We start from the raw sequence: 14,567 nt of genomic DNA, 5'->3' as shown, positions 1-14,567 counted from the left end.
TTTGCTTCCCGAAAGCGGACGGGCCCAAAACTACCCAAACCAGCTATAGGCCGCTCCTCTCGTCAGCCTGGGAGCGGACTTTCCCAAGTCGCGCACTGGGTCGCACACGCCTGCGGACTATCTCGGTGCACCTCGATCCGTAGCGTGCCCTAATGCAAATCGCTTAGCGAAACAGCCGTCGCGCTGAATGTTTGCTATGGAGAAGCGGCCTGAGCTGCCTGAATGACTGAGATGGGCGCAAAGCCGAAGGTCCGCTTTTGGCCTCAAAGCCCAATTGTCCGTCGTCAGATGATTTGGGACAATCTGCGGTGTTCAGGAGCGGAGGCTCTGGTCCATCTGGGGTAAGAGGTTAGGCGGCCTGCGCGTGGTGGCGCAAGCGGCGATCCATCAGGGTCTGGCGCTTGATGCGTTCCCGCTCGGCCAGGATCCCTTCGCCGCGTCCGAAGTAGACGTCAGCGGGCGTGAGGTTGCTCAGGCTCTCATGGGCTCGGGCATGGTTGTAGTGTTCGACGAAGTCGGCAACCTGCGTCTCCAGTTCGCCGGGCAAGGAGGCGTGTTCGAGCAGGATGCGGTTCTTGATCGTCTGATGCCAACGCTCGATCTTGCCCTGCGTTTGAGGATGGCATGGCGCACCGCGGATGTGGTGATGCCCCGAATGCCGAGCCAGTCAGCCAGGTCGCTGGCGACGTAGCTCGGCCCGTTGTCGGAGAGCAGGCGTGGCCGCGGCATCACCTGCGCCTGATCGAGCCCCGCCGCACCCAGCGTGAGGTCGAGCGTGGCGGTGACGTCGCTGGCCTGCATCGTCGTGCACAGCTTCCAGGCGACGATGGTGCGTGAGAAGTCGTCCAGGACCGTCGACAGGTCGGACCAGCCCCAGCCAGCGACCTTCAGGCAGGTGAAGTCCGTCTGCCAAAGCTGGTTGGGCGCGGTGGTCTTATCGCGGAACTCGTCGGCGGCCTTGATGACGATATAGGCCGGGCTGGTGATCAGGTCCTGAGACTTGAGCAACCGGTAGACGGTCGCTTCAGAGACGACGTAGCGACGCTCGTCGGTGAAGCGCACCGCCAGCTCACGCGGACTGAGTTCAGGCTCCTCCAGAACCAGGGCCACGATCTGCTCGCGGATCTCCGCAGGCAGGCGGTTCCAGACCCGGCTCGGCTGCGAAGGATGATCATTCAACGCCTCGGGGCCGCCGCGCTGGTAGGCGTCGTACCAGCGGTAAAACGTCGAGCGCGGGATGCCGAGCTTGTCCAGGGTGGCACGCACCGGCAGGTGGGATTGCTCGACCAGCCGGATGATCTCCAGCTTCTCGGGGGGCGGGTACCTCATGCCTCGTCGCCCCCAACCCCGCGCATGCTTTTTTTAAGCAGACGGTTCTCCAGGACGAGATCAGCGACGACCTCCTTCAGCGCCCCCGCTTCGCGACGGAGATCCCGCACCTCATCCGTGCTGGCCGCACGAGCCGTGTCGCCGGATAGGCGCTTCTTGCCAGCCTCCAGGAACTCCTTGGACCAGCCGTGGTCCATCGAGGCGGCGATCCCCTCACGTCGGCACAACTCGGCGATGCTGTCCTCGCCACGCAAGCCTTCCAGCACCACACGGATCTCCTCGGACGAGAACTGCCGACGTGTGGCCCGACGGATGTCCTTGATCATCGCTTCAGCCGGCTTCTTGGCCGGTCCGGAAGTCTGCTTCATTTTCGCTCCTCAGGGGCTACGGTGAACCAGCCATCCTCCGTTCGTGAAGACCCTCAATCTGTCCCACAGGTGCTGACGGCGGACAACGTCGATTGGTGACGAGGAGGATCACTTGTCGGTTTGTTCGGCGTGTACCTAGGTCAAGGTCACCGCCAGGTGGAGCGGCATCGCATCACCCCGTACGTCCGTGCGCTCCATGTTGACGGAAGTGCTCGTTGTGCTTGCAACGGTCCCCGCGTATGCGCCACCGATCGATTGATCGGTCTGCTCCGCCAAAACGCGCGTCACGGTCTCGATGGCTTGGCATTCTTCTTGGCTCTGAATGAGCGGGATCAATCCTTCCGGGCTGTCCGTGACCCAGACGTCGCGCTCTGGGCAATAGCGACCCGGCAATACGTCTATGCCCATTCGTGCCTGCGCGAACCGCATCAGAAATGGCGACACGGTTTGGGCAACATGCCTGGTTTCGCTTGGCATAGAGTCTCGTCCCATCTGTCCCGGTGACCTCTGGACCACGAGATCCAGAGCTGTGCGTCGGTCCGGACATCGAGCGGACGCCACGATCACAGGCTCGGAAAAAAGCGCTGACACTTCAATGGCTGCAGTGTCGCAGACGCAGGTTTATGCTGCGATCGCAGCAACCATCACCGCGAAAACGCAAATTTATGACGTTCATGATGGGACTGGCGGAGAGGGGGGGGATTCGCCGCCGTACACCCGAGCCCGTTGCAAATAAAAGGCTTTTGCTCGCTCCAAGTTCGGACTTCGTAGCAACGTTTCGTGGCACAGGTCAAACTGTGAGAACGGGTTCGACAGCGCGTGATCACCCTTCAGCGAGGCCATCGGATGCCAATATGCGACGAACAGTCCTGCCGAATTCCCGTGGTGTTGGCTATGAAGAAAATCTTAGCATTGAAGCTACCCGGGCGCCGATAAGCGGACCTTCGGCTTTGCGCCCATAACGGTCGCCCGAGCGGGTTGCGTGCGTGCTCCGAAGCGGACCTCGGCTTAGGCCTGATCGCAGCTGAAGAGCTACCGACTACGTCACCCCTGCCGAGTCATCCCTTCACCGAAGCGTTTTCACTTGGCGTTGCCATTCTGTAACTGGCAGGCGCTCGTCTGCGTGTCTACTCATCGTTGTGCGCATTAGTCGGGGAACGCCGCAGGGTGATGATCGGGCACGCTCTGTTGGCGAGATGCATCTCGCAATCTGCCATCGCCATGTTGCTGACCTCAAGTCTCGCTACGGCCTCTGGCCTTGCCGAGGAACCGAAGGATGACAAGGCGAAATCCTCGTCGAACAGCGGCAGCTCGGGCGGGAAGCGCGGCAAAACTGACGGGCAGAAGGATGTCGACACCGAGCACCTGTTCGGCTTCACCGAAGGCTCTGACACTGGTGAGAAGGGCGAGCAGGAAGTCCTAGTCGATACCATCTCGCGCTTCAGCAAGCGCCGTGACGGTCCGGGCCCCTCCACCTACCGCGTGCTCGATATGTTCCTCCCCCGACTTCACGGACAGGGGTTTAGCTCGCGTTCCGTTCGGCCTGCTCGGGGGTGATGTAGCCCAGTGCCGAGTGGATGCGCTGCCGATTGTAGTAGCCCTCAATGTAGGCGAACAAGTCGCGTCGAGCCTCGTCCCGGGTCGCCCATCGTCGCTGGTGGACGAGCTCGACCTTGAGGGTATGGAAGAAGCTCTCCATCGGGGCGTTATCATAGCAGCAGCCGGTCCGGCTCATGGAGGGGATCGCCTTCATGCCGATGAGCTGCTTTCGATAGGCCTCGGCGGCGTATTGGCTGCCGCGATCCGAGTGGCAAATTAGGCCAGCCCGCGGTCGTTGCCGTTGGGTGGCCATCATCAGGGCCGCCGACGTCAGTTCGGTCCGCATGTGTTCGCGCATGGACCAGCCGACGATCTTGCGGGTTGCGAGATCGAGCACGGCGGCCAGGTAGAGCCAGCCGTCTCCGGTCGGCAGATAGGTGATATCTGCCAGCCAGACCGTGTTGGGCAACGCCGCTGAGAACTGTTGCTTCACGAGGTTGGGTGCGATCGGCAGGTCGTGACGGCTGTCGGTCGTACAGGGCCGGAATCGGCGCCCTGCCAGGGCCCGGATGCCATGACAGCGCATCAAACGCTCCACCCGCCCGCGGCTGGCCGTTCGTCCTTCCGCGCGCAGGGCAGCATGCATCCGAGGTGAGCCGTAGCGCCTGTGATGCTCGGTGTGGATGCGGCGGACGTGGTCCAAGAGCCGACGGTTGGAGGCCGATCGGTCGCTCTCGGGGCGAGATCGCCAGTCGTAATAGCCACTGGGGGAAACTTCGAGCACGCGGCACATGAGACGCACCGGCCAGATGCTCGCATGCTGCTCGATGAAGGCGAACGTCACTTGGGCATCTCCGCGAAGATGCCGATCGCTTTTTTTAGGACGTCGCGCTCCATACGCGTCCGGTCGAGCTCACGCCGCAGACGGGCAATCTCGGCCGCCTGATCGGAGGGGGAAGCCACCGGGCTCGCGACTGGGGCTCCCGGTGATCCTGCTGCCCGTGGCGGTGGGGAGCCACCCATCAGCGCCGAGCGCCACTGCCTCAACATCGAGGGTTGGATCCCAAGTTCGGCCGCGATCTGCGTCTGTGGCCGGCCGCTGCTTTCCAGCAGGGCCACCGCCTCGCGTTTGAACTCGGGAGTGAACTCGCGTCTCGTCTTCGCCATCAAACACCTTCCCCGCCCGCAAGGAGCGTATCAGAGGTGTCCGTGAAACCAGGGGAGGATCAGTAGCCGACTAGTGCGCTGTCTCAGACAGATGGTTCAGGGGATCGGCTGACGGCGGCGAGGATGTCGGTGGCGGGTTTGGCCCAATCAAAGTGTCTGGCGCTTCGGTTGTATCCGGCGATGTAGCGATCGATGGCTGCCTGCAGGTCGACGACGCCGGTGCGAGCGCTGCGCCGCAGCCGACGGCGCGTGAGCGCCGAGAAGAAGCCCTCGACCGCGTTAAGCGATGAGGCCGACGTTGGAGTGAAGTGGAAGGTCCAACGCGACGCCCGGCCTCAACCGGTCTTCTCGATGTTCCAGAAGAACTGCACCGGCGCCATGACCATGCCCTTGAGCTTCGTGCTGACCGCCATCGGCTGCTGCACGAGGCCCGCAGGCGCGTAGGGCACGACCGCGAAGGCCTGCTCCTCGATGCGCGCGGCGAGCGCCTTCTGCTGCGCCTCGTCCGCGGTCGCGATCCAGTCGCTGCGCAGCGTCTCCAGGGTCGGGTCGTCCGGCCAGCCGAACCACGCGGCCTGACCGTTGGCGCGGATCAGCGGGTGCAGGGCCGGGTTGAGCACATCCGCCCCCGACCAGAGAGTGTGGAACAGCGACCAGCCCCCGGCATCGACCGGCCCGCGATTGCCGCGGCGGGCAATGAAGCTGCCCCAGTCGGTCGAGACCAGATCGACATTCATCCCGAGCTGCTTGAGCAACTCTTGGGTCACGAGCGACTGGTTGTAGGCGATCGGCTGGTCGGCCGGGGCCAGCAGCACGACGCGCTCGCCCTTGTAGCCGGCCTTGGCCAGCATCGCCTTGGCCTTGCCAAGGTCCTCCTGCATGGCGGCGGCCTGGCCGGCCCCAGTCGACATCGGCGAGCCCGGCGTGAAGAAGGTCTTGGCCTCCCGGTAGTATTCGGGGCTGCCGACCACCGCCTGCATGTAGTCGTCCTGCTTCATGGCCATCATCACGGCCCGGCGGATCTCGGGATTGTTGAACGGCGGCTGCGTGTGATTGAACCGCATCAGCAGGATCAGCCCGAGGGGAACGTTCCGGATCTCGATACCGGGCTTGCCCTTGAGGACGGGGATCAGGTCGATCGCCGGCTGCTCGTACCAGTCGACCGCCCCCTGGATCATCGCGCCGACCGCCGCCGACGCCTCGGTGATGGCGAGCCACTCGATCCGGTCGACCTTGGCGACCTTGCCGCCTGCGGCCCAGGAGGGCGCCTCCTCGCGAGGGCGGTAGCCGGCATGGCGCGTATAGATCGCGTTCTGTCCGGGGATCCATTCCCGCGCCTCGAAGCGCCAGGGCCCGGAGCCCATGGCGTCGGCGATCGGCTTGGACGCGTCCTGCAGCGCGATGCGCTCCGGCATTATGAAGGGCACGTTCGAGGACAGCTTGCCGAGCGCCGCCGGGAGGAGGGGGAAGGGCTTCTTCAGCGTGATGGTGAAGGTCCGCGCGTCCTCCTGGCCGTACGCCTCCACGAAGCCCGCCAGGGTCTGGCCGAACGCGTCCCGCTTGGACCAGCGCGCGATGGACGCGATGCAGTCCTTGGCCTCGACGGGGGAGCCGTCGTGGAAGGTGAGGCCGTCGCGGAGATGGAAGGTCCAGCGCAGGCCGTCGGGCGCGGTCTGCCAGTCGCTCACCATCTGCGGCTGGATGCGGAAATTCTCGTCGGTGGCGAACAGCGTGTCGTAGACGAGATAGCCGTGGTTGCGGATGACGTAGCTCGTGGCGACGATCGGATCGAGGGACGGCAGGGGCGTCGACGGGATGAAGCGCAGCACGCTGCCACTGCCGGGCTGGGCCCGGACCAGGTGCGGGAGGCCGAGACCGGCGGCCGCGCCTGCGGTACCGGCCAGAATCTGGCGGCGGGAGAGCGTCATCGCGGGCACCCTTGTCCTGATCGAGCCCGATGCCCGATTGATTTTATACAATTTCAATACCGGAGCTCCGCCGTCAAGGGTCTTGCGGAGCATCTGGTGCCGACCGGGAGCGAGACGATGAAGAACCGGACCATCGCGGGTTCGATCGGGACCGAGATCCGGCGGCGCATCCTCGACGGACGCTATCCGGCCGGCTCGCAACTCCGCCAGGACGGCCTCGCGGCGGAGTTCGGCGCCAGCCGGATCCCGGTGCGCGAGGCCCTGTTCCAGCTGGAGGCGGAGGGCCTGGTGCGGATCCTGCCCCATCGCGGGGCCATGGTGGCACCGCTCTCGCCCGCGGAAGCCGCGGAGGCCCTCGAACTCCGGGGAGCCCTCGAGCCGCGCCTCCTGGCACTCTCGGCGCCCCGCCTGACCGCCGGAGATTACGCCCGGGCCGACGCGCTGCTGGAGGAGTACGCCGCGGCCCTGCGAGCTGGCGCGACGGCGCGCTGGGGCGCCCTCAACACGGAGCTGCACCTCCTCCTCTACGGCCGGGCGGAGCGTCCCCGCGCGCTCGGGCTGGTCGGCTCCCTGCTGGCCGAGTGCGACCGCTACACGCGCCTGCAGCTCTCCACCGACAGCGCCGAGCTGGAACGGGCCGACCGCGAGCACCGCGAGATCGTGCGGCTCTGCCGGAACGGCCACGTCTCGGCCGCCTGCGCCCTCCTGACCGACCATATCGATCACGTCGCCGTAGCGCTGATGGCGTTCCTCGGCGCCACGCCGGACCCGGCCCGCTCGACCGTGATTGTATAAAATCCTTGCCAGACTCGCGCGTCGCTGCCATGGAGAGGCGTGCCGCCCCGCGAGGCCCGCAAGGCCGCCCGGGACGATCCCACTTCCCAGTAGGCGAGCCGGCGATGGCCTTCGATCGACACATCTTCTCCGGCACGATCCCGGCCCTGATGACGCCCTGCCGGCCGGACCGGACGCCCGACCTCGACGCCCTGGCGCGCAAGGGTCGGGAACTCGTCGATGCCGGAATGTCGGCAGTCGTCTACTGTGGCTCGATGGGCGACTGGCCGCTGCTCACCGACGAGGAGCGGATGGCTGGTGTCGAGCGGCTGCTCGCCGCCGGCGTCCCGGTGATCGTAGGGACCGGCGCGCAGAACCCGAAGCGGGCGGCGGCGCTCGCGGCGGACGCCGTGCTGGCCGGCGCCCACGGGCTGATGATCATCCCGCGGGTCCTGTCGCGCGGCAGTTCGGCCGCAGCCCAGGAGGCACATTTCGGCGGCATCCTGGAGGCGGCCGTCGACCTGCCTTCGGTGATCTACAACAGCCCCTATTACGGCTTTGAGACCCGGGCGGAGCTGTTCTTCCGCTTGCGCGCCCGCTACCCCCACCTCGTCGGGTTCAAGGAATTTGGCGGCGCGGCCTCGCTCACCTACGCGGCCGAGCACATCGCCGGCCAGTCGCCCGACATCACTCTGATGGTTGGGGTGGATACGCAGGTGGTGCACGGCTACGTCAATTGCGGCGCCCGGGGCGCCATCACGGGCATCGGCAACGTCCTGCCGCGGGAGGTGCTCCATCTCGTCGCCCTGTGCGAGAAGGCGGCCACCGGCGACGTCCTGGCTCGGCGGCGGGCGGGGGAGCTCGATGCTGCGCTGGCGATCCTGTCAAGCTACGACGAGGGGCCCGACCTCGTGCTCTATTACAAGTACCTGATGGTGCTGGAGGGGAGCCCGGAATATGCGCTCCACTTCAATGCCTCCGACGCGCTGAGTGCCGGCCAACGCCATTACGCGGAGAACCAGTTGCGGATCTTCAAGGCGTGGTACGCGCGCTGGTCGAAGGAGGTCGCTTAGAGTCAGGGACAAGCCGTTTGACCTGTGCGCTGGAGATGAGGGCACGGGTAAGCGTGGCGAAGGCGGTATGGGGATCAGCCGTATTGAGGCACAGCGGTGCGCTCTCGAAATCCACCGCCAAGATTTTGAGAGCTTCGGTGACAGGCTGAAGCGCGCCAAGGATCGCGCCACCTTCGACCGCTTTATGGCGGAACATCCCGATAATTATGGGACGGTGATCGACATCGCCGGAACTGCCGATCACCCCGATCACCGACCCGGTTAGCTTCAAGTATGGTTGCGCCGGCGGTACGGGCTGCCGGCCAGCAGAACTCTTTAAGCTTGTCGCGGCGCGGTGTTGGTTCGCTGCGGGATCGTCAAGGATGGAACAGCCTCGGCCTGCAGTAACAGGTAGCCGGTTTCGGAAAGCGTCGATGGTTATCGGAGCGCCCGGAATGGGTCAGTCCAAGCCCGTCCGCTCTTCTGGCGCCCATTCTCCGAAGCAGACGCTCCGCTTCCGGCCAGACTACGTCATGCTGGATCGCCAGGGGACGCAAAACCGGTCGTTCAGCTTTGCGCCCATCCCGATCATCTGATGACCTTCGGCTGCATCTCCAAAGCAGAAATTGGAGAAATTTGGGTTATTGGGCAGATTTTCGCGACATCGGAGTTTCCAATATCGTATCACTAGCGGCCTGCTTGAGATGTCGGACCCGAATTTTGTCGGCGAAGGGGCTCCTGCCACAGCGGACAAACCCGCCATTCTCGTCGAGGCATACGGCTGCCCCCTTTGTACTAGCGGATGCCGCCATCGCTGAGCCGGTACCAGGCGATGATCGCCGAGACGTACAGGCGGTGGAACACGTGCAGCGGTAGCGGTGCGACCGGTGTCAGCGGAAGCGGCAGGCGGTCGGTGTCGCCCGTCGTGATGTAATCGGCGATTGCCCGTCCCATCGTGGATTGCAGGCCGACACCGCGGCCCTGGCAGCCGATGTCGATGAGGAGCCCGGGGGCGGGCTCGTGGAGGTGGGGCAGGTAATCCCGGGTGATCGCGACGCGGCCGCACCAGCGATGGTCGAACGCGGTCCCGTCGAGCTGCGGGAAGAGCTTGCCGACGATGCGCTCGAGATGCGCCCAGTCCCGGGGCGTGCGCGGCTCCCGGAACGGGCCGCGGCCGCCCATCAGCAGGCGTCCGGTATGGTCGAGGCGGAAATACAGCAGCAGCTTGCGCGTGTCCGAGGAGACCTGCCCCTCCGGCAGGATCGAGCGGCGCAGGTTGTCCGAGAGCGGCTTCGTGGCGACCTGGAAGGAATTGGCCGCGATCACGGTCTGTGCGAGGCCGGGCCACAGGGCCCCGGTGTAGCCGTTGGTGCACAGGACGACCCGCTCGGTCGAAAGCCGCGCGCCCTGTGCGGTGGTGACGGTCCAGGTCGACCCGTTGCGGGACAAGCCGGTCACCGGGCTGGCCCCGTGGATGACGGCGCCGGCCTTCAGCGCCGCGCGGGCGAGGCCGCGGGCGTAACTCAGCGGCTGGACCGCGCCGCCGCGGCCGTCGAGCCAACCACCGAGGTACCGTTCCGTCCCGAGCAGCCGATCGGTCTCGGCCTTGTCGAGGACCCGGGTCGGCGCACCAAGGCCGGCCCATTGCTCCGCCCGACGCGCGACCTCGGCAAGCCCGGTCTCGGTATGCGCGCCCTGGATCCAGCCCGCGCGCCGGTGCGGCACATCCATGTCGTGCCGCGTGATCAGGTCGAAGACCGTGTCGGCTGTGCTGCCGGCAAAACGCGCGAGCCGCTCGCCGCGCTCGCGCCCGAACTTGGCGACGAGGTCGGCGGGATCGTATTTCAGCCCCGGGATCACCTGACCACCGTTGCGCCCCGACCCGCCGAAGCCGACCTCGCGGGCCTCCAGCACCACCGGCCGGATCCCGCGCTCGGCCAGGTGCAGGGCGGTCGAGAGGCCGCAGAAGCCGCCGCCGACGATGACGACGTCCGCCTGTCCGGATTCGGTCAGCGGCGGCGTCTCGGGTCCGGGCGGCGCGGTGGTGGCCCAGAGCGACGGCGCGAGGGGAAACGGTTCGGCCACGGTGATCCCTAGAGCGGGTGCAGCACGCGCTGCAGGAAATCCTGGGTGCGCGGGTGCTGCGGACGGTTGAGGATCTCGGCGGCCGGGCCCTGCTCGACCAGGCGTCCGCCGTCGAGGAACAGCACCCGGTCGGCGACCTCCCGGGCGAACCCGATCTCGTGGGTCACGACCAGCATGGTCATGCCCTCGTCGGCCAGCCCGCGCATCACCCGTAGGACGTCGCCGACCAGTTCGGGATCTAGCGCCGAGGTCGGCTCGTCGAACAGGATCGCCTCGGGTCTCATGGCCAGGGCCCGGGCGATGGCGACGCGCTGCTGCTGGCCGCCGGACAGCGCGTCGGGCCGGGCGTGCTCCTTGCCGGAGAGCCCGACCCGCGCGAGCAGGGCGCCCGCCCGCTCCTCGGCCTCCGCACGCGGCTCGCCCTTCACGTGGATCGGCCCCTCGACGACGTTCTCAAGGGCGGTGCGGTTGGCGAACAGGTTGAAGCGCTGGAACACCATCGAGACCCGCGTGCGGATCGCCTTGATGCTGCGCGCATCCCGGTCGACCCGCTGCCCGCCGACGCGGATCTGCCCGCCGTCATAGGCTTCGAGCCCGTTGATGCAGCGAAGAAGGGTCGATTTGCCGGAACCCGACGGCCCGATGATGCACACCACCTCGCCCTTAGTGACCTCGGCGGAGACACCCTTGATCACCTCCAGCGAGCCGTAATGCTTGCGCATATCCTCAAGGACGATCACCGGTGGCGCCCCTTCGCTTCGAGATGGCGCACCAGGAGGATCAGTGGCAGGCTGAGCGCCAGGTACATCAGCGCCACCATCGTGTAGACGCTGGTGTTCTTGAAGGTCGAGGAGGCGATGAGCTTGCCCTGGAGCGCCAGCTCCGCGACCGTAATGGTCGAGGCCTGGGACGAATCCTTGAGCATCATAATCATGATGTTGCCGTAGGGCGGCAGCGCGATCTTGACCGCTTGCGGCAGGATCACCCGGCGCATGGTCATCCACCAGCCCATGCCGATCGAGAGCGCCGCCTCGACCTGCCCGCGGTCCACCGCCTCGATGCCGGCCCGGAAGTTCTCAGCCTGATAGGCCGAATAGGCGATCCCGAGCCCGATGATCGCCGCCTGGACCGCGGTGAGCGACAGGCCGAAATCCGGCAGCACGAAGTAGATGTAGAACAGCTGCACGATGATCGGGATGCCGCGCAGGATGTTGATCATCACCGCGCTGAAACCGGCCAGCACGGCGATCCCAGAGACCCGCAGCACCGCCCAGAACAGGCCGAGCAGGGTCGAGACCACCAGGGAGGCCAGGGTGATCAGGACCGTGAGCTGCACGCCCTGGAACAGGATCGGCAGATAATCCTGCGCGTCGGCGAGGAACTCGCGCATGAAGCTCAGGACCGGTCGGCGGAGGGCGGCAGACCCCACTTCGTCAGGATCTTCTCGAGCGTCCCGTCGGCCTTCAGCTTGGCCAGGGCCGCGTCGATCTTGGCGAGCAGGGCAGTGTCGGCCTTGCGCACGCTGATGCCCACCGAAGCGACGACGCTCGGCTTGAGGCTCTCGACCAGCCGGACACCGGGAAACATCCCCTGCTTGACGTAGTAGGCCAGGATCGGGGCGTCGGCGAAGCCGGCCTTCAGCCGTCCGGAATTCACGTCGCGGATGATGTCCGGGATCGCGTCGTAGATCTTCACCTCGGCGAACAGACCCGATTTCTTCAGCGGCTCGACGAAGGCGGTGCCGACCTGGGCGCCCACGGTCTCACCCTTCAGGTCGGCGAAGGACGTGTAGTCCTTCGTGTCGGCCTTGGGGACGATCAGCCCCTCGCCGTAGCTGTAGACCGGCGCCGAGAAGGCCACGACCTCCTTGCGCTGGGGCGTGATGAACATCGCCGCCGAGATGATGTCGATCTTCGAGGCGGTGAGCGCCGGGATCAGCGTCGAGAATTGCAGCGGTTCCACCGCGACGGCGAAGCCGGCCTCCTTGCGGACCGCATTCACGAGGTCGACCATGACCCCCTGGATCGTGTTGGTCTTGGTGTCGAGGAAGGTGAACGGCAGGCCGGTGGGCGTGGCGCCGACCCGCAGGGGCGGCTCGGCCCTGGCCGGGCCGGCGATCATCAGGGCGAGGCCCAGGCCCAGGCTCGGAAGCAGGCGTCTCATGGCGCGGATCCTCAACACTGGCATAGCGCGGCTTTGCGCTATCGCTCGTCTGTTTTCATATCTGTGAAGATTACCGCACGGTTCGCGGCTCGACGCAAGGTGATTTCACGTGCATGAAGATGCCACGGATCCTCCAGGATGATGCCGCAGTGAGCAGGCCCAAAGTCGAACCGATGGCCGCCGATCCGGTGGACCGGGCCGTGGGCCAGCGGCTGCGCGCCCTGCGCCAGGAGCGGCGCCTGTCGCTGGAGAAGGTCGCGGCCATCACCGGGCTGTCGATCGGCTTCATCAGTCAGGTGGAGCGCGGCCTGTCCTCGCCGTCGCTGCGCGTCCTGGCCCTGCTCGCCGACACCCTCAAGACCGGAATCGGCGGCCTGTTCGAGGCGGCGCCGTCGGAGAAGGACCCTGATCCGATCGTGGTGTTCGAGCGGGACCGGGCCGAGCTCAAGCTCTGGCGCGCCGGCATCACCAAGCAGCTGCTGACGCCCGCGGGGGGGCCGCAGAGCCTCAGCCTGTTCCACATGGTGCTCGAGCCGGAGGCCAGCACCGGCGCGGAGCTGTTCAGCCACGACGGCGAGGAAGCCGGCCTGGTGCTGGAGGGACGCCTGACCCTGGTCGTCGAAGCCCGCACGCTGGAACTGGCGGCCGGCGACAGCTTCCGCTTCGCCAGCCATCGGCCGCACCGGTTCCGCAATCCCGACGAGAGCGCGCGCGCCGTCGTCCTGTGGGTGAACGCGTTGGGGATGGCGCGAGCGGCCGCTCCATGAGCGCGGGCGGCAGAAGCTCGGCCAGCCCGTGCCGCGCTCGGCCGTCGCGACCCGTCACGGTCTCGGCATGTGGATCGGCGTCGAAGCATGCCCCCTCCCGCAACTCTGCTTAAGCCATTGCGAGTTAGACGTAACGATCTTGAGAGGTGCGGTCACGATCGGCGCCGATCGTGACCGCATTAAAATCCAGATTTTATTGGATTTATCAGTAATTTATTGAAGGTTCTGCGGGGGCTATGCTTCAACGCTGATTCACACCTTGAGCCGCTTTCGACCAAGGATGTGTCGCTCGGTCGTCGATCCTAGTTTGTGAAGACCCACATTCCGGCTCCAGAGAGCTGCTGGAAGAAGCAGGTCGTAAGCCACCGTTGGCTCGCTGCCCGAAAGCCGACGTTCGGCTTTGCGCCCATCCCAGCCATTCAGCGGCTTCTCCCGAAATCCGCGAAGCAGACAAGGCCCGTGAAGTAGTTCACCCGCGTAGGGTACAGTCCGCACGCTTGAGTGCATGACGCCGCCCCCCTAATCGGTCAGCCAGCACCACGAGGCGGCCCTCATGTCGCCGTTCGACCTGCTCGTGTGGCACCGCCCGCGGATCGAGAGGCTGTTCGGGTTCCAATCCCGCACGAGGCGCGATGCGCGCCCTCGCCGTCGGCCGGCCCGGGGTCATGGCGGCACTCTGGCGCGATACGCTGGCCGATGCCTTAGTCTACCGCGAGCGGATCATGACACTCGGTCGACGGCAGTTCCTGGGGCGCACGGAACATCTGTTCTGCGAAATGTACATGCGCCAGCGCGCCGTGGAGCTGGCGGGCGACCTTTCCTGTCCGCTGCCGCCGACGCAGGCGGATCTGGCCGATGCAGTCGGCGTCACGGCGGTGCATTTCAACCGGTCGGTTCGGACCCTGCGGGCACAGCGCAAGATCGTCCTCCAGGGCGGCCACTTCACCATCGGCGACTGGCTAGGCCTCGTCGCCACGGCCAAGTTCGACCCCGTCTACCTGCATTTCGACGAGGATCGGCGCCGCTCTGAGTGAAAAAGCTTTGGCTTAGAGTGGTCTCCGCCGAAGTGGATGCCGGTTCGGCGCGAGAGGAAGCTACCTCGAGGCCGCCCTCGCCCGGGGCGAGCTGTACACGACCGCGACCGAGGCCGATCTCGATCGCCGCTTGCTCGACCTCTATCGTCTCGCCCGCAATGGTTTCGAGGAAGGCGGGGCCAATATCCTCTTTCTCGCGATCGGCTTCCTGTCGTGGACGAAGAAGGAGGGCGGGGCCCCCTACCGAGCCCCCCTCCTCCTCATCCCGGTCTCACTGAAGCGATCCAGCGTGCGCGCCGGCTTCCGGTTGGCGCGGCACGACGACGAGGTCCGGATCAATCCGACCCTCCTGGAGATGCTG

General features: G+C 66.1%; 13 protein-coding genes and 3 pseudogenes. 7 read left to right on the top strand and 9 right to left on the bottom strand.

What is annotated here, in order from left to right; translation table 11 throughout:
* Positions 1-349 precede the first annotated feature (349 nt).
* Together AO398_RS12215 and AO398_RS12205 are read right to left on the bottom strand one after the other, a co-directional pair.
* Positions 350-1,697: pseudogene (locus tag AO398_RS12215) on the bottom strand (IS3 family transposase).
* 135 nt (positions 1,698-1,832) lie between these two features.
* Positions 1,833-2,174, bottom strand: coding sequence for a hypothetical protein (locus AO398_RS12205; protein ID WP_152997504.1), 342 nt, complete (start codon positions 2,172-2,174; stop codon positions 1,833-1,835).
* 690 nt (positions 2,175-2,864) lie between these two features.
* On the opposite strand from AO398_RS12205, the gene AO398_RS12200 reads away from it, so the two are divergent.
* Positions 2,865-3,254 (top strand): hypothetical protein, encoded by a 390-nt coding sequence (locus AO398_RS12200; protein WP_244498744.1) that lies wholly within the window; start codon positions 2,865-2,867, stop codon positions 3,252-3,254.
* Here the strand turns inward: AO398_RS12200 and AO398_RS12195 are convergent.
* From AO398_RS12195 to AO398_RS12185, 3 genes and pseudogenes are all read right to left on the bottom strand, one after another.
* Positions 3,220-4,403, bottom strand: a protein-coding gene (locus tag AO398_RS12195) for an IS3 family transposase (protein ID WP_152997503.1) whose coding sequence is annotated in 2 segments (ribosomal slippage) — positions 3,220-4,106 and positions 4,106-4,403 — 1,185 coding nt in all. Because the reading frame shifts where the segments join, the coding sequence is not laid out codon by codon here. The two genes, AO398_RS12200 and AO398_RS12195, sit on opposite strands and share 35 nt — an antisense overlap.
* Before the next feature lie 83 nt (positions 4,404-4,486).
* Positions 4,487-4,726, bottom strand: a pseudogene (locus AO398_RS27490) (IS630 family transposase); the annotation flags it as partial.
* Between the two features lie 12 nt (positions 4,727-4,738).
* A complete protein-coding gene (locus tag AO398_RS12185; protein WP_058192311.1) occupies positions 4,739-6,331 on the bottom strand; it encodes an ABC transporter substrate-binding protein in 1,593 nt (530 codons plus the stop codon).
* Positions 6,332-6,448: 117 nt separating this feature from the next.
* On the opposite strand from AO398_RS12185, the gene AO398_RS12180 reads away from it, so the two are divergent.
* From AO398_RS12180 to AO398_RS12170, 3 genes are all read left to right on the top strand, one after another.
* Positions 6,449-7,126 carry a GntR family transcriptional regulator gene (locus tag AO398_RS12180; RefSeq protein ID WP_058192354.1) on the top strand — a complete coding sequence of 226 codons (678 nt, stop codon included), beginning with the start codon at positions 6,449-6,451 and terminating at the stop codon, positions 7,124-7,126.
* Positions 7,127-7,230: 104 nt separating this feature from the next.
* Complete coding sequence (locus AO398_RS12175) at positions 7,231-8,178, top strand: dihydrodipicolinate synthase family protein (RefSeq protein ID WP_058192310.1); 948 nt, start codon at positions 7,231-7,233, stop codon at positions 8,176-8,178.
* 67 nt (positions 8,179-8,245) lie between these two features.
* On the top strand, positions 8,246-8,443 hold the full coding sequence (locus AO398_RS12170; protein WP_058192309.1) for a DUF2852 domain-containing protein: 198 nt from the start codon (positions 8,246-8,248) through the stop codon (positions 8,441-8,443).
* A gap of 509 nt (positions 8,444-8,952) precedes the next feature.
* On the opposite strand, the gene AO398_RS12165 is transcribed toward AO398_RS12170, so the two are convergent.
* The 4 genes from AO398_RS12165 to AO398_RS12150 are packed head-to-tail and all read right to left on the bottom strand — an operon-like array spanning position 8,953 to position 12,405.
* A complete protein-coding gene (locus AO398_RS12165) occupies positions 8,953-10,242 on the bottom strand; it encodes an FAD-binding oxidoreductase (RefSeq protein ID WP_058192308.1) in 1,290 nt (429 codons plus the stop codon).
* An 8-nt stretch (positions 10,243-10,250) separates the two neighbouring features.
* Positions 10,251-10,982 carry an amino acid ABC transporter ATP-binding protein gene (locus tag AO398_RS12160; RefSeq protein ID WP_058192307.1) on the bottom strand — a complete coding sequence of 244 codons (732 nt, stop codon included), beginning with the start codon at positions 10,980-10,982 and terminating at the stop codon, positions 10,251-10,253.
* Positions 10,979-11,632, bottom strand: coding sequence for an amino acid ABC transporter permease (locus tag AO398_RS12155; RefSeq protein WP_007562626.1), 654 nt, complete (start codon positions 11,630-11,632; stop codon positions 10,979-10,981). The genes AO398_RS12160 and AO398_RS12155 overlap by 4 nt, the downstream gene beginning before the upstream one ends.
* Positions 11,633-11,637: 5 nt before the next feature.
* Entirely contained in the window at positions 11,638-12,405 is a 768-nt protein-coding gene (locus AO398_RS12150; protein WP_058192306.1) for an ABC transporter substrate-binding protein, read from the bottom strand.
* A 173-nt stretch (positions 12,406-12,578) separates the two neighbouring features.
* On the opposite strand from AO398_RS12150, the gene AO398_RS12145 reads away from it, so the two are divergent.
* From AO398_RS12145 to AO398_RS12135, 3 genes and pseudogenes are all read left to right on the top strand, one after another.
* Entirely contained in the window at positions 12,579-13,172 is a 594-nt protein-coding gene (locus AO398_RS12145) for a cupin domain-containing protein (protein WP_058192353.1), read from the top strand.
* Positions 13,173-13,804: 632 nt separating this feature from the next.
* Complete coding sequence (locus tag AO398_RS12140; RefSeq protein ID WP_058192305.1) at positions 13,805-14,206, top strand: helix-turn-helix domain-containing protein; 402 nt, start codon at positions 13,805-13,807, stop codon at positions 14,204-14,206.
* A gap of 73 nt (positions 14,207-14,279) precedes the next feature.
* Positions 14,280-14,567, top strand: a pseudogene (locus AO398_RS12135) (DUF4011 domain-containing protein); the annotation flags it as partial.

Origin of the sequence: Methylobacterium sp. GXS13 (assembly GCF_001455965.1) — a bacterium.
Classification (GTDB): domain Bacteria; phylum Pseudomonadota; class Alphaproteobacteria; order Rhizobiales; family Beijerinckiaceae; genus Methylobacterium.
The sequence above is the reverse complement of the archived record's forward strand: the minus strand, read 5'-3'. Positions and strand labels throughout refer to the sequence as shown.